This window comes from Dysosmobacter segnis (genome assembly GCF_014297285.1).
GTDB lineage: Bacteria > Bacillota > Clostridia > Oscillospirales > Oscillospiraceae > Oscillibacter > Oscillibacter segnis.
Genome location: NZ_JACOQI010000012.1, coordinates 25,215 through 48,695 on the forward strand (window position 1 = coordinate 25,215; position 23,481 = coordinate 48,695).

General features: G+C 51.1%; 25 protein-coding genes. 10 read left to right on the plus strand and 15 right to left on the minus strand.

Annotated elements, in window-relative coordinates:
• The first annotated feature begins 63 nt into the window (after positions 1-63).
• A complete protein-coding gene (locus H8Z83_RS12095; protein WP_187015281.1) occupies positions 64-1,758 on the plus strand; it encodes an immunoglobulin-like domain-containing protein in 1,695 nt (564 codons plus the stop codon).
• A gap of 14 nt (positions 1,759-1,772) precedes the next feature.
• Entirely contained in the window at positions 1,773-3,167 is a 1,395-nt protein-coding gene (locus H8Z83_RS12100; protein WP_187015282.1) for a serpin family protein, read from the plus strand.
• 137 nt (positions 3,168-3,304) lie between these two features.
• On the opposite strand, the gene H8Z83_RS12105 is transcribed toward H8Z83_RS12100, so the two are convergent.
• The 10 genes from H8Z83_RS12105 to H8Z83_RS12150 form a co-directional block, all read right to left on the minus strand.
• Positions 3,305-4,333, minus strand: coding sequence for an S-layer homology domain-containing protein (locus tag H8Z83_RS12105; protein WP_187015283.1), 1,029 nt, complete (start codon positions 4,331-4,333; stop codon positions 3,305-3,307).
• Between the two features lie 150 nt (positions 4,334-4,483).
• On the minus strand, positions 4,484-5,185 hold the full coding sequence (locus H8Z83_RS12110; RefSeq protein ID WP_187015284.1) for a hypothetical protein: 702 nt from the start codon (positions 5,183-5,185) through the stop codon (positions 4,484-4,486).
• Positions 5,186-5,652: 467 nt separating this feature from the next.
• Complete coding sequence (locus H8Z83_RS12115) at positions 5,653-5,946, minus strand: DUF3847 domain-containing protein (protein WP_187015285.1); 294 nt, start codon at positions 5,944-5,946, stop codon at positions 5,653-5,655.
• A gap of 136 nt (positions 5,947-6,082) precedes the next feature.
• On the minus strand, positions 6,083-6,547 hold the full coding sequence (locus H8Z83_RS12120; RefSeq protein WP_093372979.1) for a DUF3021 domain-containing protein: 465 nt from the start codon (positions 6,545-6,547) through the stop codon (positions 6,083-6,085).
• Between the two features lie 10 nt (positions 6,548-6,557).
• On the minus strand, positions 6,558-6,998 hold the full coding sequence (locus H8Z83_RS12125; protein WP_093372981.1) for a LytTR family DNA-binding domain-containing protein: 441 nt from the start codon (positions 6,996-6,998) through the stop codon (positions 6,558-6,560).
• Between the two features lie 188 nt (positions 6,999-7,186).
• Positions 7,187-7,438, minus strand: coding sequence for a hypothetical protein (locus H8Z83_RS12130; protein ID WP_187015286.1), 252 nt, complete (start codon positions 7,436-7,438; stop codon positions 7,187-7,189).
• 92 nt (positions 7,439-7,530) lie between these two features.
• A complete protein-coding gene (locus H8Z83_RS12135) occupies positions 7,531-7,785 on the minus strand; it encodes a DUF3592 domain-containing protein (RefSeq protein WP_187015287.1) in 255 nt (84 codons plus the stop codon).
• Between the two features lie 11 nt (positions 7,786-7,796).
• Complete coding sequence (locus tag H8Z83_RS12140; RefSeq protein WP_187015288.1) at positions 7,797-8,246, minus strand: hypothetical protein; 450 nt, start codon at positions 8,244-8,246, stop codon at positions 7,797-7,799.
• Between the two features lie 144 nt (positions 8,247-8,390).
• A complete protein-coding gene (locus H8Z83_RS12145; protein WP_187015289.1) occupies positions 8,391-8,957 on the minus strand; it encodes a DUF2812 domain-containing protein in 567 nt (188 codons plus the stop codon).
• Positions 8,954-9,277 carry a PadR family transcriptional regulator gene (locus H8Z83_RS12150; protein WP_243184989.1) on the minus strand — a complete coding sequence of 108 codons (324 nt, stop codon included), beginning with the start codon at positions 9,275-9,277 and terminating at the stop codon, positions 8,954-8,956. Before H8Z83_RS12150 ends, H8Z83_RS12145 begins: the two co-directional genes overlap by 4 nt.
• 192 nt (positions 9,278-9,469) lie before the next feature.
• Between H8Z83_RS12150 and H8Z83_RS12155 the strand changes: the two genes are divergently transcribed.
• From H8Z83_RS12155 to H8Z83_RS12190, 8 genes are all read left to right on the plus strand, one after another.
• Complete coding sequence (locus tag H8Z83_RS12155) at positions 9,470-9,838, plus strand: BlaI/MecI/CopY family transcriptional regulator (protein WP_187015290.1); 369 nt, start codon at positions 9,470-9,472, stop codon at positions 9,836-9,838.
• Positions 9,838-12,312: a M56 family metallopeptidase gene (locus H8Z83_RS19645; RefSeq protein WP_243184978.1), complete on the plus strand. Its 2,475-nt coding sequence runs from the start codon at positions 9,838-9,840 to the stop codon at positions 12,310-12,312. Before H8Z83_RS12155 ends, H8Z83_RS19645 begins: the two co-directional genes overlap by 1 nt.
• A 32-nt stretch (positions 12,313-12,344) precedes the next feature.
• The gene (locus H8Z83_RS12165; RefSeq protein WP_187015291.1) at positions 12,345-12,527 is read left to right on the plus strand and encodes a hypothetical protein; all 183 of its coding nucleotides are present in this window, start codon (positions 12,345-12,347) and stop codon (positions 12,525-12,527) included.
• Positions 12,528-12,668: 141 nt separating this feature from the next.
• Positions 12,669-13,367 (plus strand): response regulator transcription factor, encoded by a 699-nt coding sequence (locus H8Z83_RS12170; protein ID WP_187015292.1) that lies wholly within the window; start codon positions 12,669-12,671, stop codon positions 13,365-13,367.
• Complete coding sequence (locus tag H8Z83_RS12175; RefSeq protein WP_187015293.1) at positions 13,364-15,445, plus strand: sensor histidine kinase; 2,082 nt, start codon at positions 13,364-13,366, stop codon at positions 15,443-15,445. Before H8Z83_RS12170 ends, H8Z83_RS12175 begins: the two co-directional genes overlap by 4 nt.
• A 54-nt stretch (positions 15,446-15,499) precedes the next feature.
• Complete coding sequence (locus H8Z83_RS12180; RefSeq protein ID WP_187015294.1) at positions 15,500-16,300, plus strand: TMEM164 family acyltransferase; 801 nt, start codon at positions 15,500-15,502, stop codon at positions 16,298-16,300.
• Positions 16,301-16,442: 142 nt separating this feature from the next.
• The gene (locus tag H8Z83_RS12185; RefSeq protein WP_187015295.1) at positions 16,443-16,802 is read left to right on the plus strand and encodes a BlaI/MecI/CopY family transcriptional regulator; all 360 of its coding nucleotides are present in this window, start codon (positions 16,443-16,445) and stop codon (positions 16,800-16,802) included.
• Between the two features lie 4 nt (positions 16,803-16,806).
• Positions 16,807-17,715, plus strand: a complete 909-nt coding sequence (locus H8Z83_RS12190) for a M56 family metallopeptidase (protein WP_187015296.1) — start codon at positions 16,807-16,809, stop codon at positions 17,713-17,715.
• 53 nt (positions 17,716-17,768) lie between these two features.
• Here the strand turns inward: H8Z83_RS12190 and H8Z83_RS12195 are convergent, their stop codons facing one another.
• From H8Z83_RS12195 to H8Z83_RS12215, 5 genes are all read right to left on the minus strand, one after another.
• Positions 17,769-18,269: a hypothetical protein gene (locus H8Z83_RS12195; protein ID WP_187015297.1), complete on the minus strand. Its 501-nt coding sequence runs from the start codon at positions 18,267-18,269 to the stop codon at positions 17,769-17,771.
• A 13-nt stretch (positions 18,270-18,282) separates the two neighbouring features.
• Entirely contained in the window at positions 18,283-21,009 is a 2,727-nt protein-coding gene (locus H8Z83_RS12200) for an ABC transporter permease (RefSeq protein WP_187015298.1), read from the minus strand.
• A complete protein-coding gene (locus H8Z83_RS12205; RefSeq protein WP_187015299.1) occupies positions 21,006-21,689 on the minus strand; it encodes an ABC transporter ATP-binding protein in 684 nt (227 codons plus the stop codon). Before H8Z83_RS12205 ends, H8Z83_RS12200 begins: the two co-directional genes overlap by 4 nt.
• A gap of 109 nt (positions 21,690-21,798) precedes the next feature.
• Positions 21,799-22,803, minus strand: a complete 1,005-nt coding sequence (locus H8Z83_RS12210) for a sensor histidine kinase (protein WP_187015300.1) — start codon at positions 22,801-22,803, stop codon at positions 21,799-21,801.
• Positions 22,800-23,471, minus strand: a complete 672-nt coding sequence (locus H8Z83_RS12215) for a response regulator transcription factor (RefSeq protein ID WP_187015301.1) — start codon at positions 23,469-23,471, stop codon at positions 22,800-22,802. The genes H8Z83_RS12210 and H8Z83_RS12215 overlap by 4 nt, the downstream gene beginning before the upstream one ends.
• Between the last annotated feature and the right edge of the window lie 10 nt (positions 23,472-23,481).

A 23,481-nucleotide genomic window follows, 5' to 3' on the forward strand; every position in this document is an offset into this window, starting at 1 on the left:
GTTTTTTTGCGTCTATATATACAAAGGCTTTATGCCTGATACAAGAAAAAGGAGGCTGCTGGCATGAAGCAGAAAAAGAAATGGATGATTCCTCTTTGTGTGATTGGAGGACTGCTTTTGGTTTGTGCAGGCCTCCTTTGGTATATGGTCAGTCATTCTCTGGATTTCTCGGTGGGTCGCTGTTTGGTGGCGGAGAATGGATCGTATATGTTCATCGACGGCAACTCGCCCATTGTCATGAGTAACCGCAAGGACAAAGAAGGTATGTTCGCTGGCTTGGAGACGGGCGATAAGATCCTGCTTCTTCACGACGGCATTCAGGAGTCCTATCCGGGCGGCACCGGCGCGTATTGGTATATGAAGCTGGAAGACGGCACGCAGGCCGACATCCCTGAGCAAGTTATGGAAGAACTTGCGGAGCTGGGTTGGACCATAGTTGCCAATGAAGCAGATCCCAATGTTGTAGCCCCCGCGCCGGAAGCATACGCTTTTGATGCACAATACATCCGCACAGACGGTTACTCTGATGACCGAAGCTATCCTTACCATGCCGTGATCAGTTCCAAAGCAGAGCTGGAGGCCTACTATGAGGCATACAAGGATATCTATGACTTGGAGAGAAGAGAAGTAGTTTACTCCGATACCTCCATCGGTTTTCTGGATGCCTGTGACAAGTATGATGATGCCTATTTTGAACGGCAGAATCTGGTGCTGATCGTGCTGCAGGAAGGCAGCGGCTCTATCCGCCATGAGATCACGGATGTGCGTCGCCACCGCTTGGAGGATGGCGCATCGGATGGCTGGGCCATTACGATTGACAGCAAGGCACCGGAAGTTGTGACTGATGACATGGCTCAGTGGCATCTGTTCCTTGAAGTGCAGATGGGCGATGTAATCAAACCCACCGATAAGGTGTGGGTCAACGGGGTATTGAGCGAGCGTGCACCTGCAGTGTCCGGTCTGGTGGGCATCAGCCGCACCCCGGCAACATACGCCTATCAGGACCACTGGGGCGTGAAGCTGACCGCAAAGAATATCACCCCGTCCGGCTTGACCATTGTTTGTACGCAGCAGGACGGCGAGCCTACAGGTGAATTGAATACCGGCAGCTATTATGGCCTCGAGGTTCTCCGGGATGGCGAATGGGTCGCAGTTGAGCTGCTTCCCATGGAGGGTGAGCTTGCCTGGACGTCAGAAGCATGGATGATCCCTGCAAACGAGGATACCGAATGGGATGTGAACTGGAGCCGCCTGTACGGAGAACTTCCTGCTGGCAGCTACCGGATCAGCAAGTCGATCATGGATTTCCGCGGCACCGGTGATTTTGATAAGGAAACCTATTATGCAGGCTTTGACATCGTAGATAGCACCACAGCAAACAGTATCGCCTATGAATACGACGGATTTGGCGTCAGTATCCCCCTCCTGTCCGGGTGGGAATATATGATTGAGGAATACAGCGCCGATGGCATGAGCTACGGTGTTAGCTTCCGTCCCTCTGGTGAAGATGGATGGATCGACTTCCACTACTGGCCTACATTCGGTGTCTGCGGTACCGGATTGGAAACCAAAGAATTCGGAAATGGCACCATGGGCACTTACGACGGCGGTAAGATCTGGAACTATATCAGCTATCCGGCCAGCAAGGGTAATTTTGTGGCAACGACTCATGGCGTGGCCGACTGGTGGGACAGCTACGGCGACGAGGTCTTGGGAATCATAACAGCAGCTATCTGCACAGATACCATCGTGGACTAAGGAGGAAATGCAGCATGAAAAGATTGATAGCACTGTGCCTTACGGCGGCTTGCCTGATTTCTCTGGTAGGCTGTGCGGGAGATACCAATATGGATGAAAAGAAACCCAACAACACTGCATCGGCCTATGCGCTGGCTCTGGCCAGTTACCCGGAGATGGCTCCCTATCCCAATGAGATGGAGTATTTCGATGAAAAGACCGGCGAGTTCGACAGCGATAGCTTTGATGTGGTCTATGACGCATGGAAGGAAGACAGGAACGCTCAACGCAATCAACCGGAGGGTTATGCAGATGGTCTGGAACCGTTCTTCGCCAGTTCGATCCGGGAGTTCCTCAGCAATTCCAACGGCGCAAACAAGGTCTACTCTCCCATAAATGTCTACATGGCCCTTGCCATGCTGGCAGAGGTGACGGACGGAGAGAGCCGACAGCAGATCCTCACGCTGTTGGGCAGTGAGAATATTGAGGCTCTGCGCTCCCAGGCGGCCAGCGTTTGGAACGCCAATTACAGCAATGACGGCGCTGTGACAAGCATTCTGGCAAACTCCCTGTGGCTGAATGAGTCCGTGAATTTCAACCAGGCCACCATGGACAGTCTGGCAAAGAATTACTATGCGTCCTCCTTCCGTGGCGAGATGGGCAGCGAGGAATTTAATCAGGCTCTGCGGGACTGGATCAACGAGCAAACCGGAGGACTGCTGGAAGCACAGGCTGATGGCCTGTCCATGGACCCCGAGACCGTTATGGCTCTGGCCTCTACCATCTACTACCGTGCCAAGTGGCACAGTGAGTTCAACGAGGGCAGAACGGAAAAGGGCCTGTTCCACCTGCTCAGCGCTGACGGAGAAACCGTGGAGTGCGACTTCATGCACAAGGGCGGCAGCAACACCTATTACTGGGCAGATCAGTTTGGTGCTGTTTCTATGAGCCTGGAGGGCAGCGGCAAAATGTGGTTCCTCCTGCCTGATGAGGGCGTGGCTATGGATGATCTGCTTGCCGATGAGCAAACGATGGAATTCCTGAACAGCAATGGAAACTGGGAGAACAGCAAGCACCTGATCGTGAATATGTCCGTTCCCAAATTTGACGTCGTCTCTGATTTTGACCTGGGAGACGGCCTTCGTGCCCTCGGTGTCACGGATGTATTTGATGTCACAGTGGCCGATTTCAGCCCCATGACTTCGGAAGTTGCAGAGATCTTCCTTTCCAAAGCCGACCATGCGGCTCGTGTGGCCATCGACGAAGAGGGTGTGACCGCGGCGGCATATACCGTGATGATGATGGCCGGAGCTGCAGCGCCTCCGGAAGAGGAAATGGATTTTGTACTGGACCGTCCGTTCCTGTTTGCCATCACTGGCTATGATGGATTGCCACTGTTCGTTGGCGTAGTCAATCAGCCGGTACAATAAATTGCTTGTTTACAGAAGCGGGGTAGAGAAAGGCACCCCCGCAGAGGGGCATCAACCAAATACCGTTCATGAGCAGAGCATGAGGCCACCGGATAATTTCCGGTGGCCTCGCTTTGCATTATATAGGCTGATGCCCCTTATTTGCCCTGATAGGCGCGATACAGGAAGGTAACAATCTGGGCACGGGTGCAGCCGTTATTGGGGCTGAACGTCGTAGCGGATGTGCCGTTGGTCACACCGTTTTCCACAGCCCACGCAACAGCGTCAGCGCAGAAGGAATCAGCCGCCACATCGGTAAATCCGTTCACCGTAGTGGGAGCGGTGCCCATCGCACGGTACAGGAAGGTCACGCTCTGGCCGCGGGTGCAGGTGTTGTTAACCCCGAAGGTGCCGTCAGCCAGGCCGTTGATGATACCGTTTTCCAGCGCCCATGCCACTGCGTCATAGCAGTAGCTGCCAGGGAGTACGTCAGCAGGAACCTTAGCCGTACCCTTGGGAGCAGGAGAACCGGCGGCGCGCCACAGGAAGGTGACGATCTGAGCGCGGGTGCAGGAATCGTTGGAGCCGAACAGGCCGTTAGCCTTGCCGTTGGTAATGCCCTTCTTCACAGCCCATTCTACAGCCTTGGCATAATACGCATCGGCGGGAACATCCGCAAAGATGGAAGCCGCCTGTTCCTCGACAAACTCAGCGGAAACAGTGACCTTGCTGCCGGGCATAGTGAAGGTATACTTGCCGTTGCCTTTATCGGTGAGCTTGAGCTTATTGCCGCTGGCGTCCTTGACGATGAGCTTGTCCAACTCGTAGCCCTTATCTGAGGTCACGGTGATGGTCACGCGGTCGCCCTTGGAAGCGTTCTTGGGGCTGACGGTCACATCGCCGTTCTTGGTGCTGGGTGCGGTCACTGCATAGCTGGGATCACGATCCCCATGGCTACTGGAGCCGCCGGAGGACGGACGGGTCAGCTTTGCAATCGTCTCCGCTTCAACAGTGGTTTCCTGTGTACCAGCCGCATCCTTAAAGACCTTCTGGCAAACAGAGCAGGTGTAGTATTCATTATTGCCGGTTTCTGTATAAGTCGCAGCCTTGGCTTCGGTCTTGGTCAGACTATGGGCAGCAAAACCGCCATAGGCCTGACCGCATACTGTGCAAATGGCCTTATGCATGTAATGTTTTGGCTTATCCAATCAATACATGAATGAAGGCAATGCAGTAGATGCATCCTTTAACTCGCCATTGTAGAAAGTAAGGAGGAGGAAATTCGATGCAGTAAAATAGCGAAACTCCAACATAGTAGTGCTAATGGAGTCGAGTTTTTAATCTTTTACAAAAGAAATGTCAGCAACTCTATCCTTGAGACTAGATATCTCAGCAAAAGAACTGGAAAACAGATCCGCCAGCTTGCCATCGTCTGTCACATAGGTCATATACGGTGTCCCGGTGGAAATCGATGTACCTGCGTCTTGACTTGTATAAGTTTCCGCCGAATCACCCAGTCGAACCCCTTGGTATGTACAAAAATGATCCGATCGTGCGTGAACAACCCGAATATATTCGATCCCGGCATCAGAATAGAGGTCCTCTTTCAGCGGGTCAAAGTATGCCGTTATGATCTGCAAATCGTCGTTCTCATAGACTGAGCAGAGCACATCTTGAAATTCCTGAACATCCGCATCCAGGTACTGACCATAAGGAAGGTCGCTATCTATACATTTCAGGGTATCCCGGAAGTTCTGAGGCAAACTGGAAAATTTCATATCCGGCGCAACGATCACTACACCGTCCGTTAGAAGCGCTCTCGTGTAGGGATCCCAAGGAGACAATACTTCCCTGTATTGCTCAGGGAGTACTTCCGGCAGATACTCGAGTGTTCTGTCCAACCACGGGATAGGATGTTCTGTGGTTGGCACGGCTGTTTCCCCGGGATCGGACGCGCTGGACGGGACAGGAGCTTTTGCTGTACAGGAAGTCAAGACAATTGACAAAAAGGCAACTGCCAAAAGCAATTTAGATTTCATTTATGCTGCCCCTTTCATACGATTATCAAGATAAGTTTGATTGTTTATCATTATTTTACCGTTTGTAAAAGACGTTGTAAAGAATGAGCCCAGATATAAAAATAATAGGAGGTTAAATCATGGCAAATTATACTCTTCAATCCCATGGTGGCGAAGGTCTTTACATGACTGCTGATGGCACACCAACTGCGCGACGCAATGTATATATTAAAGCACGAGTCTCAGACAGTCTTGATCAGACTTGGCGAATTGATTCGCCAAGCAATGGTGCACGGACAAGAATTTTTTCCTGTAAAAGTAATAACACTGGGGGTTATGCGCTAAATAATGCCACGGGAACAAACAACTGTGACATAATTTCACATATATCGGAGCGCGGGGGAAGTCCCCTGTGCGGAGATAAGCCCTCGGCAGAGCGCACACGCCCGCAAGGGTGTATAAGTGCGCCCTTAGTTCCTAAGGGATTTTCAGCTTGTCGCTCCCTCTGCTCGTTTTTTCAGATATTCCCGCGCTGGTTCACTCGTCAAGGCAAGCCGGAGAAGTGCTGTGGCTTCCTCGTCGGTCATGTTCTTTGCTTCCGGCACAATACTTTCAAAGACTGCGCCCCGGACGATAAGGCGGTGGCTGCGTGTTCTGCGTTCCTCTTTGGATAGCTTTTGACGCAACATCTTTTCCCGGTTCTCAAACTGCCGGATTTTCTTCTTTCCGTCCTCAAGCTCGGCGGTCAGCTCGTCATAGGTTTTCTCTCTCGGTTTTGTCATAGTTGGTCGCTTCTTTCTGCCCGTCGGCATAAAAATAGAGCAGCCGTTTTCAAATTGAAATGGCTGCTCGTGGCGGTGTTATTCAGTTCTTGTCAGCTCCCAGATAAACGAGAAGTTGCCGTTGTGAAGGTTATGCTCATTTTGCGTTATTACTGTTTCGAACTCTGTCATTCATTCTTTTCACTTTGCGTTTCCATACAAAATATTGAATGAGCCAAGTGATGACGGAAATTGCAACGAATATTCCTACATATGAAAGAATACCAATGGCATTATGCTTCATCCAATTCGTAATATAGGCAATCGGAAACAACGTAACACAGACAATGGCAAAGTAAATTCCGCTTTGCTTTGCAAGGCTCCACGAATCAATTTCCCAAATAACGGAAGCCATTGCGAAGCCTGTACCCAAAATTCCGCAGAGAATTGTTTGAAGAATAACTGCGTTTAATTCATTTTTCATTGTATCAATCAGCTCAGGGGTGACAGGATAGAACGAACCATCTCCTATGCACATTGATATAATCACAGTTATTACAAAACCGATAGCAATGCCGAGAGGGAATCCGAGAAGCCCACGCTGAATCATCTTTTTTTTCATTTTTACCACCTCATATTCCTAATAATTGTTTGATCTTGGCGACAAAACGCCTTGAAACATAAGTAACCGTCCCATTTGAAAGCGTAACACAAATTGTTCCTGCAAAGCTTAAATCAAAACCCTTGACTTTTCTCAGATTGATAATATCCGAGTTTGATATTCGGACAAAAAAGTTGCTGTCCAGCCGCTGCTCCATTTCGTAAAGCCGCAGACGGAGCGTGTACTCACCGTGATTTGTTTCGGCAAACACTTTGCCCGCTGCAGCAAAAATGCGGTAAATATCAAACGGCTCCAACACTTCGACAATATCATCTTTGAATCCGGCAATCATTTTCGGCTGCTCGTCTGAAAGCCTTTTCATGATTTCATTGATTTCGTCGGTCATTTTGTTTGTCACAACGATGATTTTGGGTTCCTTGCAGTTCTCATCTAACTTGATTTCAATTTGCATTTGCTCACCTCCTCTTTGTTACGGTTACAGTATAAGAAAATCGAGAATCGATTTCCACTGATTCTCGACAGGGGGTCGTTTTCAGACCATAGACGGTAGATTATATAAATAATCTTCCTCATCAAATTCGCATTTGTTGCTCTGACAACAGATAAAGTATGCCACAAGACTGTGAATATTTCTACCTGCTATTTCAGCCTGTCGGCGGCGTTACTATCTCTGGCATATTGCCGCGCCGCTTTCCGGCGTTCCTCGCTGTATGGGGCGGTCAGACGGAAAGAGAAACGCCCCTTTGCAATATCAAACTCCATGCAGCCCGTGTCCGGGTCTGCGTCGGTCTGGCGGCCCTGGTCAGGGTGAGCTACGGCGTAGGCGGTCAGCCTGTTCTTGAGGTCGGTGTTGTGGGTGCGGATATGGGTAAGGCTATACGCTACGTACAAATCAAGAGGAACCTAAAAATTCTTCATAAAATCTCATAGCACAGAAGCAAAGCCTGCAGGTTTTGATACCTGTAGGCTTTGTATCACCGAGCTTATACCACTTTTGCCAGAGAGGGCTTGTTTCTGTCATATAAAACCGTTACAGAACTCCCCACGGAAGGGGTCGGATAACCTGCTCCAATCCACTTTCTTTGCGTATAGGTTTGCCCATCAACAGTGTATTCTACTTTAACAATGTGGGGAAACATTGCGCCGTCCATGGCGTGTAATCTCACGCGCTTGGCGTTTACCTTTAGCCACCACTGTTTTTTTACAGAGATAACGGTTCCTGCTGCTTCTTTGTACATAAGTTGACCTCCTATTTGCCCCACTTTTCGGCAACGACTTCCAATGCCTCTCTCATTCCTTCCGGTGAATCAAAGGGGTGAGTAAAGATGCTGATGGTAGTGCCTTTAACAGCGATGCACTCCAACCGTTCTGTGACCCACGCCTGATCCAAGCCGGGGATTTCTATGCGTGTGTAATCCTCGGTGGACTGGGCAAAGACAGAATCTATCATCAGAACTTCCACGAAACGGTCAACCATGTCTTCGTTTTTGAGAATGTACACATCCTGGTACAGCCATTCTTCGCTACTATAACTGCCGTTGATTACATCAACATATTCCTGCGTGTCCCAGTGATCTGCCAACATAGACTGATTTGCCTTGACCATACTTCCTTCACCATTGACAGAGTTCGTTGTGCGTTTACCCTCAATGTCAAGGTCAGAGAGTAAAATATAAGGACCGTCTGATACATCTGGCATAGTATATCGTTCGTCGTTTAGATAGTCGTACCCAACACATCCAAGTATACAGATGAGCAACAGTAGGCTGATGATTCGTGGGATGATAATGAGCTTTCGACTGCGCGGCGCATGATCCAGAGAAATGCCTTTCTTCATACGCCGTTACAGGCGGCTGATGTAAATAAAACCCCATAGATCGCTGAACACGGCCCAGAGCAGGAACAGGCAGAAACCAATCACCCATGCGGTTTCTTCTACCAATCCTCGGTACAACTGCGCTGCCCAACGGCCATTGAATAAACCGCCAACAAGCGCAGCCATAAAAGCATGGAATGCCAAAATGATGAACGGAGCCATCAGAGAAGAACGGTATTGTTTTCGCAACCCCTTTAAGGTTGCTGCCTGCTGTTCGGGTTCCAAATAGAACTCTGGGGCATCATTTCCTTCCGGTGCACGGAAAATGTGCAGGTATCCGCGGCTGATGACATACTCCCAACCGCAATCCTCGTAGACTGCAATCTGTTCTTCTGGCAGATGCCCGTCCTCTAAAGATTTCAGATTTACAACCTCGACCCGGTATCGCATTTTCTTGGGTTCTGTTTTCTGGAAACGGCTCAAGGTTATGCCGCACTTGACAAGCTCCCAACCTTTCTCGGACATATCGGAATAATACTTTTCGGTTTCACCTATGGCGTAATTATTGGGATGAATACCATGTCTCCAGTTCATTCCTCTACCTCCTCCAGAATTGCTCCATCGGTCACGAGCTGCTTTAAGCGTCTATACTCTAAATGAAGCGCGTTTTTTCCTTCTTCTGTGATAGCGTAATTCTTCCGGCGGCCTTCCTCGCTGGTTAGGGTGATAAGTCCTTCTTTATTCATGCGAGTGAGAACACCGTACAGTGTACCGGGACCCATTTCGATGCGGCCTCCGGAGAGTTCCTTGATGCGCTGCATCATGCCGTACCCGTGTCCCGGTTTCATCAATGCCAGCAGAATGTAATAAGTGGCTTCAGTCATGGGCGCTTGTGCCGCCATTGTCCATTCCATCTTTCTCAACTATTATGCCTCGCGATATATCGAGCAACATAATAGTAGAATATTTGAAGCACTTCGTCAATGTGCCATCTGCTCCCCAATAGCATTTATTTGTAAAGATAATATGAACTCCATTGACTTTTTGCGTCTACTGCTGTAGACTATAATCAAGAAGTCTACATCGGTAGACAAGGAGGTTGACTTATGGATATTCCGAAGATTCACGAGGGCGAATATCGTTTTTGTCTGATTATGTGGGAACATGAGCCGGTCACGGCTGCGGAGTTGGTAAAGCTGTGTCAGGAGCAGTTGGGTTGGAAACGCACCACTACCTATACCGTTATCAAGCGTCTGGGAGAGAAAGGTGTTCTGCAGAACGATAACGGCACCATTACTTCTCTGGTTTCCAAGGACGCTGTGCAGGCATATGAAATTGGAGAACTGGTTGAAAAGACATTTGAAGGCTCACTGCCTGCTTTTGTCGCTGCTTTCACCAAGCATCAGAATATTTCTGAGGAGGAGCTTGATGAGGTACAGCGCATGATCGACCGCATCCGGAGAGGAGGCAAATAATGAACGACCTGTTTTTGAAAATTATAAACATGAGCATATCAGCAAGCTGGCTTGTCCTGGCTGTGCTGCTGCTCCGGTTTGTCTTGAAGAAAGCACCCAAGTGGGTCAATGTCCTGCTCTGGGGCATTGTGGCAGTGCGTCTGGCTTTTCCGTTCTCTATCGAGAGCGCTCTGAGTCTGATCCCCAGCGCAGAGACAGTTCCGATGGATATCGAAATGGCAGTACAGCCCACGATCAACAGCGGTGTTCCAGTGATCAATAGCATGGTCAACCCTATGCTGTCCTCGTTCGCTCCACCGCAGGATGTATTGACGAGCGCAAATCCGCTTCAGATCTGGATTCCGATTTTTAGCATTCTCTGGATTGCCGGTATCGCTGCGCTCCTCCTATATACCGTGGTCAGCTATTGGCGTCTGCGCCGCAAAGTCAGCGAGGCAGTCATCCTCCGAGACAACATCTTCCAGAGCGAGAATGTGGCTTCTCCCTTTGTGCTGGGCGTGTTCAGACCGAAGATCTATCTTCCCTACAATATGGGCGGACAGGATCTGAACCATGTGGTCGCACATGAGCAGGCACACATTCGTCGAAGAGACCACTGGTGGAAACTCCTCGGCTTCCTACTGCTGACGATCCATTGGTTCAATCCTCTGATGTGGCTGGCCTATGTGCTGCTGTGCCGGGACATTGAGCTGGCCTGTGATGAGAAGGTCATTAAGGTACTGGGCAACGAGCAGAGAGCCGACTATACCCAGGCGCTTGTGGCCTGTAGTGTCAACCGCCGTGTGATCGCAGCCTGCCCTCTTGCCTTTGGTGAGGTCGGTGTAAAGGAGCGTGTGAAGTCTGTGATGAACTACAAGAAGCCTGCTTTCTGGGTCGTCGTTCTGGCAGTTATCGCCTGTGTGGTCGTTGCGGTGTGCTTCCTGACAAATCCGATGGGATTCCAATTCGACGAAGCAACACACACCATCGTTTCCGCAAATCATTTCGATATGCGAAATACGGGTGATGCGGTTGCTGTTGAGATGAATTCAGCACAGATCAGCGAGTTGAGTTCTCGGCTGGCCGGGGTCAAGAACACGAAAAAGAGCGATGAATATGGCGGATTTACGCCGGGGTATCAAATCAGCGCGCTCTTGGAGGATGGCACATATATCCGAATCAGCGGTTATTCTCTCTCCGACAATGATATGGTGGATATCGAGTGGAACGGAGAACGGTATGTTGTAGCGGATGGCGAATTCCAGGATTACTTGAGTAGAATCTGCGTCGGAGGAGATGTTTCAGATGCCACCATCGAGGCGGGGCGCATAATCGGATACTCTGCACTCTACTCTGAAGAGTTAATTAACGAAGCATTTAATGTGGCTGAGAGGGAGTTTTATCAAAGATTTGATAATTGCACTTTAACTGAGTTGCGCTACGATGAGGAAATCGAGAACCGTTATGCAGATATCCAAATGAACTGGTGGAATAATAACGGTCAAGAACTCATTACTGTGTATTCGACTTTTGAAACGAGCAAAGACAGCAGCGGTGCGTGCGTGTGGTATCTGGTGCGAACGAAAGATAAAAAGTCCTGGGAATACGCAACTTGGGAGCATTTAGGCAAGAGCATTTCTCTTAATGATGTTATTATGCTTTCCCAGAAAGGCTACGAGCTAACATGGGCAGATTTTGAGCAGTTCAAGTATGTTGAAACCGGCTCCGGCCTGTATATCCGCGTCTATGAGATCAATGAAATGTATGAGCTTTGGATCGGCGGAAGCTGGATAGATGAAGACCCCATGTATATCTATCTGGCTTTGGCGGATGACCTCGATACACGCATCGACATTCGGGACGGCGGCGTGACGGAGTTCATTGGTGCGGATCATTCAGAAGTGTTGTTGGCGAAGGCGATCAATGAAGCAATCCTGGCAGAAAACAAGCCTTCCAAGCCGGATGGTCTGTATCATTGCGCCAGCTTTGTCTTGTTGGATCAACAGGAACTCAGTGGCACCCCCGCAGTTGGTTCCTCCGACCACATCAAGCTGGTCACTGTCTACGGACTGGCGCTTCATCAGGGATTTGGTTATTCCGGTGGAAGCTTTCACGATGCTGCCGGCAGTCATATCGCTGTTGCCATCACCTTTGAAGTTGTAGATGGGAAATATGTTCTGAAGGAGTATTGGACACCGCGGGACGGCTCCTACTATGTTCAGGATATTCGGGATAAGTTCCCTGACGAAATTGAGGACGAAGCCCTGGATACTCAGAAGTATATCCTCGCCCAGAAGCAGGAGTGCTACGATCAGGCCGTCCGTTACGGCGGAGTTGATACCTATTCTGCGGTGGAACATCTTTTTGAGGTAATTGAGTCCTCTCCGGCCACATCTTCCAGACCTGCCGACTACATTGACGCACACCCGATTGAGTATCGGGAGCTTACCTACTACGGAAGCTATACATTGCAGTATGTATTCTCACAGTTTTAGAGGGTGGTCAGACAGGACTGCGTGGACATCTGATGCGAAGCGTTCTCGATGATCTTGCGCCGGAAGCACAGCTCCGACTCTACGCTGAAACTGGCCAGGAATACTTCGATGAATGGAAAGCGGGTGCCATTCGGATCAGCGAACAGCACGATATGGAATGGATTAAAGAAAACCAGCCTGCAATCTGGCTTCTGCTCCAAATGATTGACGAGTAAGCAACCACATCAACAGCGCAGCTTCCGGTCGGGAGCTGCGCTGTTCTTTTGGAATGGCAATCTTCACAAATTCTTCATCTTTCTACCACTACCATCTTAATGTAAAGATTGTTATTATAAAGCCATCAAAGGAGGGGTTCCATGTACCACATTCTGATTTGCGATGACGAGCAGGATATCGTCAACGCATTGAAAATATATCTGATGAATCCGGACTTCAAACTGTTCGAGGCCAACACCGGAGTGCAGGCCCTTGAGGTTATGGAGCGGGAGGACATTCACCTGATTCTGCTTGATATCATGATGCCTGAAATGGACGGCATCTCCGCAATGGTAAAGATTCGGGAGAAGAGCAATGTCCCCATTATACTGCTGACGGCCAAAAGTGAGGATACCGACAAGATCCTCGGCCTGAACACCGGAGCGGACGATTACATCACAAAACCGTTTAATCCCGTAGAGGTGACGGCCCGTGTCCGTTCTCAACTGCGCCGCTATATGCAGTTGGGCAGCAGAGCTGCGGCTACGGCACGATATGTCATCGGCGGCGTGGAACTGGATGACAGCTCCAAGGAAGTCACCTTGGACGGAGAACCCATTTCCTTGACGCCCATCGAATACGACATCCTCAAACTGCTCATGGAGAGTCCCGGCAAGGTGTATTCCCCCAAGGAGATCTATCGGCAGGTATGGAAAGAGGCTCCCCTGGGAAGCGACAATACCGTTGCCGTACATATCCGGCATCTCCGTGAAAAAATAGAGATCAACCCCGCAGACCCCCGATATCTGAAGGTGGTCTGGGGACAAGGGTATAAAATGGAGAAAGGAGCAAAACGATGAAGCCGTTCTTTAGGAAGAAAAACGCAGATCCCATCGTGGAGGAAATCGCGCAGACCGTACAGGATGCGCAGTATGAAGCGGTGACACCAGAACCGGAGAATGTTGCTCCAGTTAATAGAAAACTCCCGCTGACCCACCGTACATCAGCCAAGTTCGTAGCGTTCCTGCTGGTCATCATCATGGTGATTGTTGTTATCGGCTCTGCAGCTGGTGCGTTCATCATGGTGGAAGAAGAACTCTATACGACATCTGAATGGGCTTACAAAAACGAAGCCATGAGAAATATTGCCGAAGGCGATATCCGGACGCTCATTCATTATTTGACCAACGAGAATTTAGATGCTGGTGCTGATGATGCCATGCGCTATTTGTCAGATCGCAACATTGCATCTATTGAAATGGTTTTCTCAGAAGGTCCGCGAAATAACTGGGGGTATGATGGGGGCGTGAAGGAAAGCTCCACGGAGTACAGTGCGGTCTGGTATCATATGAAGGAGAAAGACGGCGTAGAAAACTGGTACAGTCTGTATAGCAACTACGGATATGATGTGGAGCAGATCGGTACGGTGGAGGCAACGATTCGTCTTGCGGATGAATTGACCCAGCCTGATACTTATTATTATGCCGACCTTTTGATCTCCTTGGCCTTTGCCATGCGTTTCTGGGTATATGCGATTGGCATCGGCGCTGCCATTCTTGCTATCGCTGCTTTCGTTTTCCTTATGTGCGCATCTGGTAAGAAAAATGGTCTGGCAACAGCGCAGCCGGGATGGGGTACGAAGATCCCCTTTGACCTGCTGACCGGGATGACTGCGCTTGCCGGGTTCCTGATAATACAGGTCATGGTGGAAGCAATCTACTATGCCTCAGACATCGAAGCAGCGTTAGCCGGCATCGCATTAGGTATCTCTCTAATGGCCATTTGTCTTGGCTGGTGCATGAGCTTTGCAACGCGGATCAAGCTGGGGTGCTGGTGGAAGAACACCATCATCTTCTATGCCCTTAAAATTGCACTGGTCGTGCTGCGTAAGATTTGGAGCGGCGTATGTGTGTGTTTCCGCGGTATGGTATCCCTTTGCAGAGGCATTCCTCTGGTTTGGAAGACCGCTCTTGGCCTGGCTGCAATCGCCTTGATCGAAGTCCTTGTCATTGCTGGGGCATACTGTGAGGAGGATGTTCTGCTGACCTTCTGGTTCGTGAAGCACCTTGTGCTTGTCCCGCTGGTTCTCTATGTGGCGTTGATGCTCCGAAAGCTCCAGGCAGGTGGCAAGGCTCTTGCCACCGGTGATCTTGGATATCAGGTGGACACCAAGAGAATGTTCTGGGATTTCAAGCGCCACGGCGAGAATCTGAACAGCATTGGCGTTGGCATGACAGCGGCGGTGGAACAACGTCTGAAAAGTGAACGCATGAAGACTGAGCTGATCACCAATGTTTCTCACGACATCAAGACTCCGCTGACTTCTATCATCAACTACGCGGATCTGATTGAAAAAGAGCAGTGCGACAACCCCACCATTACAGAATATGCCGGTGTACTCCATCGTCAGTCCGACCGCCTGAAGCGGCTCATTGACGATCTCGTGGAGGCTTCTAAGGCGTCCACGGGTAATCTGGAGGTGCTGCTGGCTCCCTGTGAAGTTGGTGTGATGCTGACACAGACTGCCGGTGAGTATGAGCAGAAGCTTCAAGAGAAGGATTTGGTTCTGTTCACCAGCCAGCCGGAGCAGCCTATTAAAATTATGGCAGACGGTCGCCGCCTGTGGCGCGTGTTCGATAACCTGATGAACAATGTCTGCAAGTATGCCCAGCGCTCCACCCGCGTTTATCTGACGCTGGAGGAGAAAAACGGAGAGGCAATCATCTCCTTTAAGAATATCTCCCGCGAACCCCTCAACCTGTCTACTGACGAGCTGCTGGAGCGCTTCGTTCAGGGCGACAACTCCAGAAAGAGCGAAGGCAACGGTCTGGGCCTGTCTATTGCAAAGAGCCTGACCGAACTGCAAAACGGCACCATGGAGCTGACTACTGACGGCGATCTGTTTAAGGTGGTTCTGCGGTTCCCGACCATCAGCTAAAAAGAAGCAATCCACACCCGTGCGTTTCCAAAGAAAGAAGATGTCCCAAAGCAAATGTTAGCAACCTTTTTTGAATCTATTTCCTGGCCCATGGAGCCGCCACCGGCCTACGGTGCATTCCATATTCTGTTTACCCTGATTGGCTTTGCTGTCTGCGGTTTCTCGGCATGGAAGCTGCGGAATGTCAGCGACAAAACAGCATGTCATATCCTGTTTGCCTGCGGTTTGGTATTGACGCTGTCGGAAGTATTTAAGCAATTCTTCTGCTACTATGTGATCGCGGACGGCACCTATCACTGGGGCGAGTTCCCATTCCAGTTGTGCAGCATCCCAATGTATCTGTGCCTGATTGTTCCTTGGTTGAAGCTGGGAAAACTGCGTCGGGCATTGTATAGCTTCATGGTGCTGTATAATCTCTTGGGAGGAGCCATTGCCTTTACCGAGCCGTCCGGCCTGCTTCATGGCCACCTGTTCCTTACCGCCCACTCTTGCGTGTGGCACATGCTGTTGGTGTTTGTGGGACTGTTCCTCTGCGTGTCCAAGCGAGGCGGCAACCAGAAGAGCGACTATGCTTCTGCGACTTGGATCTTCACCCTTCTCTGCGGCGTGGCCTTTGCCCTGAACTGCATCGTGCAGTTTGGAATCGGCAGAGATATGAATATGTTCTTCGTTGGCCCTGGTAATTCTCCCATCATTGTGTTCAAACAGTTCTCCGAATGGTTCGGTTGGTATGTCAACACACCCATTTACATATTCGCAGTATGTCTGGGAGCCTATCTGCTGTTCGTCTTGATCTACTGGCTGCATAACAAGGAACTGCCGAGCCGCAGGAAGCGACTGCAATCAAAGGTATGAGAAACAAGAAAGTGCGTCGGACAACCGGCGCACTTTCACTTTTGAAGCTTTTATGAACATTGGCTCTGCCATATTGACTTTTCGTGTTACAAGCTGTAGTATATAAGTGGCGCTACAAGCTGTAACACGGAGGTGCGCTTTAATGTCTGATTTGAAAATGGGAACTGCCGAGGCCCGGTTTGCCGATATTATCTGGGAACGGGAGCCGATCACATCCGGTCAAATGGCCAAGATCGGCGCAGAAGAATTTAACTGGAAGAAAAGCACTTCTCACACTGTTTTGCGACGCCTGTGTGAGCGTGGCTTGTTTAAGAATGAAGATGGCACTGTTACTTCGCTGATCTCACGGGAGGAATACTACGCCCGACATAGTGAGCAGTATGTGGAGGAAACCTTTGGTGGTTCTCTGCCTGCGTTCCTCGCTGCATTCGGGACACGGAAAAAACTCACTGACCAGGAGATCGACGAGCTGCAGAAGGTCATTGATGGAATGAGGAGGTGACCCTATGTTCTTTTATACATTCATGCCCAAGCTATTCAACATGAGCCTGACGGCAAGCGTGGCTATTGTATTTGTAATCCTGCTGCGCCTTCTTCTGAAAAAAGCACCCAAGGTCATTTCCTATGCGCTGTGGGGCGTGGTCCTGTTTCGTCTCCTGTGTCCGGTGTCGATTGGTTCAAGCTTTTCCGTTTACAATCTTTTCGATGCCCCAGCCCAAGAGTCTGGAACAATTACCAGCGTCATCGAATATGTGCCGAGCAACATTGTTCACACAGAGTATCCCTCTGTTGCGCGGCCTGTTCCGGGCATCAGTGATGCGATCAACGAGGCATTACCGCAAGGACGGGAACAGTTGGTTGCCGACCCGCTCGAAGCTCCAATGTCCATTGCTACCTATGTTTGGATGATTGGCGTGTTGGTCATGGTAATCTACAGTATTGTCTCCTACATCCGGCTGCGGCGTAAACTGTCGGTGGTTGTTCCTCTTCGAGACAATATATTCATCGCAGACGATATCAAGTCTCCCTTTGTGGTCGGCCTGTTCCGTCCGAAAATCTATCTACCCTGCAATTTGAGCGACAAGGAGCAGGAGTATATCATCCTCCATGAGCAGCACCACATCAAACGACTCGACCATGTTATGAAAGCACTGGCGTTTTTTGCTTTGGCCATTCATTGGTTCAACCCTCTTGTCTGGGCAGCGTTTATACTGGCAAGCAAGGATATGGAAATGAGCTGCGACGAAGCCGTAATCCACAAAGTCGGCGGCGATGTTCGTGCGGACTATTCTGCTTCGCTTCTGACTCTGGCCACCGGGCGGCGTATCATCGCCGGTACTCCTCTGGCCTTTGGCGAGGGTGACACCAAGGGACGCATCAACAACTCCTTCTTAACTTACTCGCAAACACTGTGACAGCAAGAGGTCGCATATTGCCCTGATAACATTTTGCCGCCCCTATATCTTGCCTATGGTTCATCCCCCACCCGCTTTTGAAAGAGAGACAAGCCCAAAAAGCAGAGTGCAGAGAAGGCGATGCCGCAAAGAATGTATATCCAGTTAAAGAACAGCAGATTGACTGCATACCGCATGGGCATCCGTGTAAAGAGCACCGCATACGGCTCAATCGTTCCAATTGCCTCCATGACTGCCGTGACACGGAACGGACTGACCCCGCATAGATACGCTCCGAGGAAATACAGCGTCAGCTTCTCGACAATAGCCGGGAGCAGAATACCAAGCGCGTAAAACAGCGGTTCCCGATTCTTGCAGCACCTCCATAGATACAGCGCCCCAAAGCAGTACGGCAGCAGCGCAAGGCAGATGCCCTGAGCGGTCAGGTGCAGCTGCAGCCCGAATACAAGAAAGACCATACGGATCAAAAGGTATCCGCCGAGAATGATCAGCCAGCAGATCGGCAGGGATTTCAAGTTGAGTTTCCCATGTGCGGTTGCTTCATTGTTGTGCATATTCTTTTCCTCCTTACAGATTCTCGTTTTTCAAGGCGTCGATGGGATTGTCCTTTTTCGCTTTCCTCATTGCGTATATCATGGTGGCGAATACGACCAGAAATACGCTCAGTACGGCGATGCCGATGGCCGCCCACGGCAGATGGAAGAAGGTTTCATAGGCCGTTGTGACTGCGCGGTAGATGAGATATGTAATGCCGCAGGACACCGGCAAGCCGAGAAGCAGTGCCTTGGAGCCGTACAGCAGGCACTCGCAGTTCATCATCCTGCGAAAGCCCTTTTGCGTCATGCCCACCGATTTCAGCATGGCAAACTCCCGGCGGCGCAGGCTGATATTCGTGGAGATCGTGTTGAACACATTGGCCGCGGCAATCAGGGAGATCAGCACGATAAAGCCGTAGGCGAATACCCGGACAATGGTCACAACATTCCGGTTTGTCTCGGCGTTTGCGGCATAGTCGAAGAGCTGCCGGCTGCTGAGACCGTTTTCCGTCAGCACGGGTGCCAGATTTTCAAAGCTTGCGGTGTGATTGCTCGAGGTAAGGAAATACTCTGTATTACGGAATTGATTCAGCGCCGCCTCGGGAACCACACTCTCCAGCATGCTGTACGGATAGATCATATTGATGGCCACCGGCGTGCTGCGGCTGACAAAGAACGGAGCCTCCTCAATGGTTTTTTCGGACCGCAGCGTGTATTTTGCAAAGGATTCCTCATAGGGCAGCTCGATGATGTCGTTCTCATTGTCTCTGTTTTGATAGAGGACGACCTTATTGCCGTTCTCATCGATCCGGCTGTCTTTTCTGTAATATCCGTCGATCTCTACATAGTAAAGACCCTCGATCACGCACCCATCGCCCTTGAGCGTGTCCAGCGTGACATACTTCTCAAGCCGGCGGTCAAGCTCAATGTTGCGATCCAGGGCAATGCCCAGGGGGTTGTCCCGGTCATAGTAATCCGCTTCCTTCAGGTTGTACTTTTCCAGTAACCTGTTGAACTCGGCGTCCGCAACGAAGTACAGATAACCGGAGATGCTGAGATTCTTCGGCGCTGCGTCCTCACGCTCCATGCCGAAGTCGGCAAAACGGTCGGCAAACATTGCCGTGACATATTCGCGGGAGATATCGCCCTGCAAAAACTGCTTCTTGGTATAGGTACCGCCAGTGACATTCTGCTCGGAGAAAAGCAGTTCCAGAAGCGCATCGGGTGTCATGGCGGAGGAAGCGTCTGACTCCGCTGCGTAGATCAGGTCGAACTGATCGGAGGCCAGCCCTCCCTCGGCGGATTCCATCATGTAGTCGGTGAAGGCCGCCGCAGAAACAAAGAGGACGATGCTCATAAAGAGGCTGACGACGGTGGTTCTGTATTTTTTCCGGTTGCGCTTATAGTGCTTGCCGGCAAGGACGCCGGGGAGTCCGAACAGCTTGTAGGCGAGCTTCGAGGTTCGGACGGGTCTGCCGCTTACCTTGATGTCCATGCTCTGGCGGATCGCCTCCACGGCGGAAACTCTGGTTGCCCTTTTTGAGGGAATCCATGCCGAGATCAGAACCGTGACAAGTGCAATGACCGCAGCAATGACGACAGCCTGCCACGAAACACAGAGCCGCATGGGAATGTCCACACGGACAATGGAGAAAAATTTATCTCCGATCAGGAGGAGCGTTATGCCGATACCACCGATACCCACCAGAATGCCCAGTGGGATGCCGACAATGCTGACCGCCAGCGCCTCAAACAGCACCATTCTTCGAAGCTGCTTTCTGGTGGCGCCCACCGAGGACAGCAGGCCGAATTGCCTTGTCCGCTCCGAAACAGAAATGGAAAATGCGTTATAGATGAGCGATACAGAGCCGAACACGATCAGCGCGATGATGATGGCGGCAAGACTGTAAAACGCGGTAAGGAAGGAATCGAACGGAGCCGTGCCGGAATACAGCAGGACCTTTGTATTGTAGGCATAGCGATACTCTTGCGTATAGCCCATTTCCTTCATGAAGTCATACACCCCGGCGGGCTTGTGCAGCTTGAAATAACAATGAATCGGAGACTGATCGGCGGATTTGGTGTCCGCTGCCGTAAGCGCTGTGTACCCGGGCGCGGAATAGTCCTCAAAGGTAGGCCTTTCATAGATACCGACCACCGTGTAGGTTCTTGGTTCGGTGTTTTCGAGCCTTTCGCCGCTCATGATCTCCACCTGCGTTTCGCTGTCATAGGTGTATACGGGCGTGTCCTGTCCCAGCCTCCGGCCGTCAAGTGTCCTGTCCCCCACGTCAAGCGTGACGGTGTCGCCGAGCTTATAATTCACCTTGCCGTTTGATGTCAGGTGCTCCGGCAGAATAATTTCCGTGGAGTCCTTCGGCAGCGTACCTAAAATGAGATGCACCGGCATTGTCTTAAAATAGCCGGAGGCCACATCGCCGCCAAGCACATACAGATAGGGCTTGCGCTCGTTGGCGCTGTCGATCTTCGCGTAACCCAGAACCTGCGCGTAGGCTGTGGAGGAAACCCTGTCGGAATTGCGGATGTCCTCATAGTCCTTATATGCGGCGTCATAAACCGCTCCGTACCAGTCCCCGTCGATGTGGATCGCACAACGCAGCACGAAATTCTGCATACTGGAGACAAGGGTCGTGGACGCGCAGATCATCGCCGCCGAGAGCATAATGCCGATGATCGTGACGATGGTTCTCGTCCTGTTTTTCTTCAGGCTCTCTAATGTTACCTTGTTGAAAACATTCATCTGCGGATCACCTCGTCTCTGGTGATTTTCCCGTCCTCAATGGAAAGGATTCGATCCGCCTGCAGTGCGATGCTCTCGTCGTGGGTGATGACAAGGAGGGTCTGCCCGTATTTTTCGTTGGAAACCTTCAGCAGTTCCACGATCTCCCGGCTGCTTTTGGAGTCAAGATTTCCGGTGGGCTCATCGGCAAGCACCACCGCAGGCGCATTCATCAGAGCCCGGCCGATGGACACCCGCTGCTGCTGGCCGCCGGAGAGCTGGTTCGGCAGGTGGTTCTCCCGGCCGGTAAGCTTCAGAGTGGTCATCAGCTCAGCCAGTCGATTTTGATTGACCTTCTGCCCGTCCATCAAGACAGGGAGAGTGATGTTTTCCGTTACATTGAGCACCGGAATGAGATTGTAAAACTGATAGATCAGTCCCACCTGACGGCGGCGGAAGATGGCAAGCTGCTCCTCGTTCTGCGCATACACATCCTTGCCATCCATAAATACCTTGCCGCCCGTAGGCCGGTCTACGCCGCCGAGGATGTGAAGCAGTGTGGATTTGCCCGAGCCGGAGGGGCCGATCACGGCGACAAACTCCCCCTTCTCCACCGAAAAGGAAACGCCGTCCAGTGCCCGCACCTCGTTCTCGCCCTTGCCATATACCTTTGTCAGGTTTTCCACTCTCAAAATCTCCATATCGGGATACTCCTTTCACTTTTTACATCCCCATTCTATTTTGTCAAGGTGACACGGCGGTGACTTTCAGGTGACGGATCCGTCACTTCATAAAAAAGGGAGCCGCCGGTCAGACGGTTCCCTTATAAAATCGGATGGTGAACATGGCTCCTGCGGGCTTGCGGTTCTCTGCCTTTACGGTTCCCCCCTGACCGGTTATGATCATGCGCGACAGCGCAAGCCCGATCCCAAAGCTTTTGCCGTCGGAATCCTTGCCCTTATAGAAGCGCTCAAAGATATGCGGCAGATCCTCCGGAGAAATGCCCGTGCCGTTGTCCTTAATTATAATTTCAGAATACAGGGCGTTTTCGGCTGCGTCAATTTCGATCCTGCCCCCCTCTGGGGTGTGTTCCATGCAGTTCTTCACGATATTGCCGATGGCTTCGCTCGTCCACGAGAGATCTCCCCGGAAAGCCCCGTCCGCATGGATGAGCAGCGCCTGCCCGCGCAGCTCCATGGGAATGAGCAGGGTCACACAGGACTTTTTGAGCAGCTCCTCCAGACTGACCTGCTCCTGCTTGAACTGCACCGTGCCGGCGTCCAGCCGTGAGATCTTCAGAAGTGTGGTGATCAGCCAGTCGATGCGGGAGAGCAGCTCGTAGAGCTCATGGATAAGCTGCTGCCTGCGCGCGTCGGTCAGCTTCGGCTCCGACAGCAGTCCAATCAGCAGATTGATAGAGGTCAGGGGCGTGCGGATCTGGTGAGAGATGTCCGCGATGGAATCGGCAAGATATGCCTTTTCCCTTGTCAGCGTTTGCTGCTGCTCACGCAGGCGTATGGTCATCTTATAGATCTCACTGTGGAGGATGCTCAGCTCACCCTCTGAATAGCTGTCAAAATCGATCGAACTGTCGCCGTGCAGAACCTGATTGATATCATCCGCAAGGGAAGAAATCCTCTGATACCTCTTATAAGTGCTGATGCAGAAGGCCAGCATGAGGAGCAGAGAAAGCCCTGCGGCTGTCAGCCCGGCGCGAATGTCGAAGAAAAAGCAGACGGCGCAGGCGGCTGCGGAGAGCAGTAGCTGCCACAGCAGTGCCTTTCGCACCTCTTTGTTTTTCAGCAGCTTGATCATGCGTCCACCTTATATCCTGTCCCGCGAACCGTCAGAATGATCTTCGGGTCGGCAGGGTCGTCCTCAATCTTCTCCCGCAGCCGCTTGATGTACACCGTCAGCGTATTGTCATTGACATACTCGCCGGCAACATCCCAGATGGCGTCAAGAAGCCTCTCACGGGTAAGCACGATTCCCCGATTGTTGATGAAAAACAGCAGAAGCCGGTATTCCAGTGCTGAGAGGAACAGGTCCCTGCTGTTCTTCACCGCCGTGCCCTTTTCGGTGTCCACCACCACATCACCGAGCTTCACCGTTTTGCCCATGCTGCCGGTGAGTCGGAGCACATTTCGGATGCGGGAGATAAGCTCTCGTGGGCGAAACGGCTTTGGAATGTAATCGTCGGCGCCCAGGTCGAAGCCCGTAACGGTGCTGAACTCGTCGCCGGACGCGGTAAGGAAAATAACGGGGACATCAAACTCGGCCTTGATCGCTCTGCACGCCGCGAAGCCATTGCCCTCCGCCAGAGACACATCCAGCAGCACAAGATCCGCCTTTTCCTCCGCAAGCAGCTTCATGGCCGCCGCCTGCCCGGATACACTTCGCACAAGATACCCTTCGCTGTTCAGATATTCGCTCAAGCTCGCAACGATAATTTTATCGTCTTCTACCAATAGTATCTTTATCATAGTCAGTCCT

Coding starts and splice junctions, on each gene's coding strand:
- H8Z83_RS12095 (WP_187015281.1), top strand. CDS start 64: ATGAAGCAGAAAAAGAAATGGATGATTCCTCTTTGTGTGATTGGAGGA.
- H8Z83_RS12100 (WP_187015282.1), top strand. CDS start 1,773: ATGAAAAGATTGATAGCACTGTGCCTTACGGCGGCTTGCCTGATTTCT.
- H8Z83_RS12105 (WP_187015283.1), bottom strand. CDS start 4,333: ATGCATAAGGCCATTTGCACAGTATGCGGTCAGGCCTATGGCGGTTTT.
- H8Z83_RS12110 (WP_187015284.1), bottom strand. CDS start 5,185: ATGAAATCTAAATTGCTTTTGGCAGTTGCCTTTTTGTCAATTGTCTTG.
- H8Z83_RS12115 (WP_187015285.1), bottom strand. CDS start 5,946: ATGACAAAACCGAGAGAGAAAACCTATGACGAGCTGACCGCCGAGCTT.
- H8Z83_RS12120 (WP_093372979.1), bottom strand. CDS start 6,547: ATGAAAAAAAAGATGATTCAGCGTGGGCTTCTCGGATTCCCTCTCGGC.
- H8Z83_RS12125 (WP_093372981.1), bottom strand. CDS start 6,998: ATGCAAATTGAAATCAAGTTAGATGAGAACTGCAAGGAACCCAAAATC.
- H8Z83_RS12135 (WP_187015287.1), bottom strand. CDS start 7,785: ATGTACAAAGAAGCAGCAGGAACCGTTATCTCTGTAAAAAAACAGTGG.
- H8Z83_RS12140 (WP_187015288.1), bottom strand. CDS start 8,246: ATGCCAGATGTATCAGACGGTCCTTATATTTTACTCTCTGACCTTGAC.
- H8Z83_RS12145 (WP_187015289.1), bottom strand. CDS start 8,957: ATGAACTGGAGACATGGTATTCATCCCAATAATTACGCCATAGGTGAA.
- H8Z83_RS12150 (WP_243184989.1), bottom strand. CDS start 9,277: ATGGAATGGACAATGGCGGCACAAGCGCCCATGACTGAAGCCACTTAT.
- H8Z83_RS12155 (WP_187015290.1), top strand. CDS start 9,470: ATGGATATTCCGAAGATTCACGAGGGCGAATATCGTTTTTGTCTGATT.
- H8Z83_RS19645 (WP_243184978.1), top strand. CDS start 9,838: ATGAACGACCTGTTTTTGAAAATTATAAACATGAGCATATCAGCAAGC.
- H8Z83_RS12165 (WP_187015291.1), top strand. CDS start 12,345: ATGCGAAGCGTTCTCGATGATCTTGCGCCGGAAGCACAGCTCCGACTC.
- H8Z83_RS12170 (WP_187015292.1), top strand. CDS start 12,669: ATGTACCACATTCTGATTTGCGATGACGAGCAGGATATCGTCAACGCA.
- H8Z83_RS12175 (WP_187015293.1), top strand. CDS start 13,364: ATGAAGCCGTTCTTTAGGAAGAAAAACGCAGATCCCATCGTGGAGGAA.
- H8Z83_RS12180 (WP_187015294.1), top strand. CDS start 15,500: ATGTTAGCAACCTTTTTTGAATCTATTTCCTGGCCCATGGAGCCGCCA.
- H8Z83_RS12185 (WP_187015295.1), top strand. CDS start 16,443: ATGTCTGATTTGAAAATGGGAACTGCCGAGGCCCGGTTTGCCGATATT.
- H8Z83_RS12190 (WP_187015296.1), top strand. CDS start 16,807: ATGTTCTTTTATACATTCATGCCCAAGCTATTCAACATGAGCCTGACG.
- H8Z83_RS12195 (WP_187015297.1), bottom strand. CDS start 18,269: ATGCACAACAATGAAGCAACCGCACATGGGAAACTCAACTTGAAATCC.
- H8Z83_RS12200 (WP_187015298.1), bottom strand. CDS start 21,009: ATGAATGTTTTCAACAAGGTAACATTAGAGAGCCTGAAGAAAAACAGG.
- H8Z83_RS12205 (WP_187015299.1), bottom strand. CDS start 21,689: ATGGAGATTTTGAGAGTGGAAAACCTGACAAAGGTATATGGCAAGGGC.
- H8Z83_RS12210 (WP_187015300.1), bottom strand. CDS start 22,803: ATGATCAAGCTGCTGAAAAACAAAGAGGTGCGAAAGGCACTGCTGTGG.
- H8Z83_RS12215 (WP_187015301.1), bottom strand. CDS start 23,471: ATGATAAAGATACTATTGGTAGAAGACGATAAAATTATCGTTGCGAGC.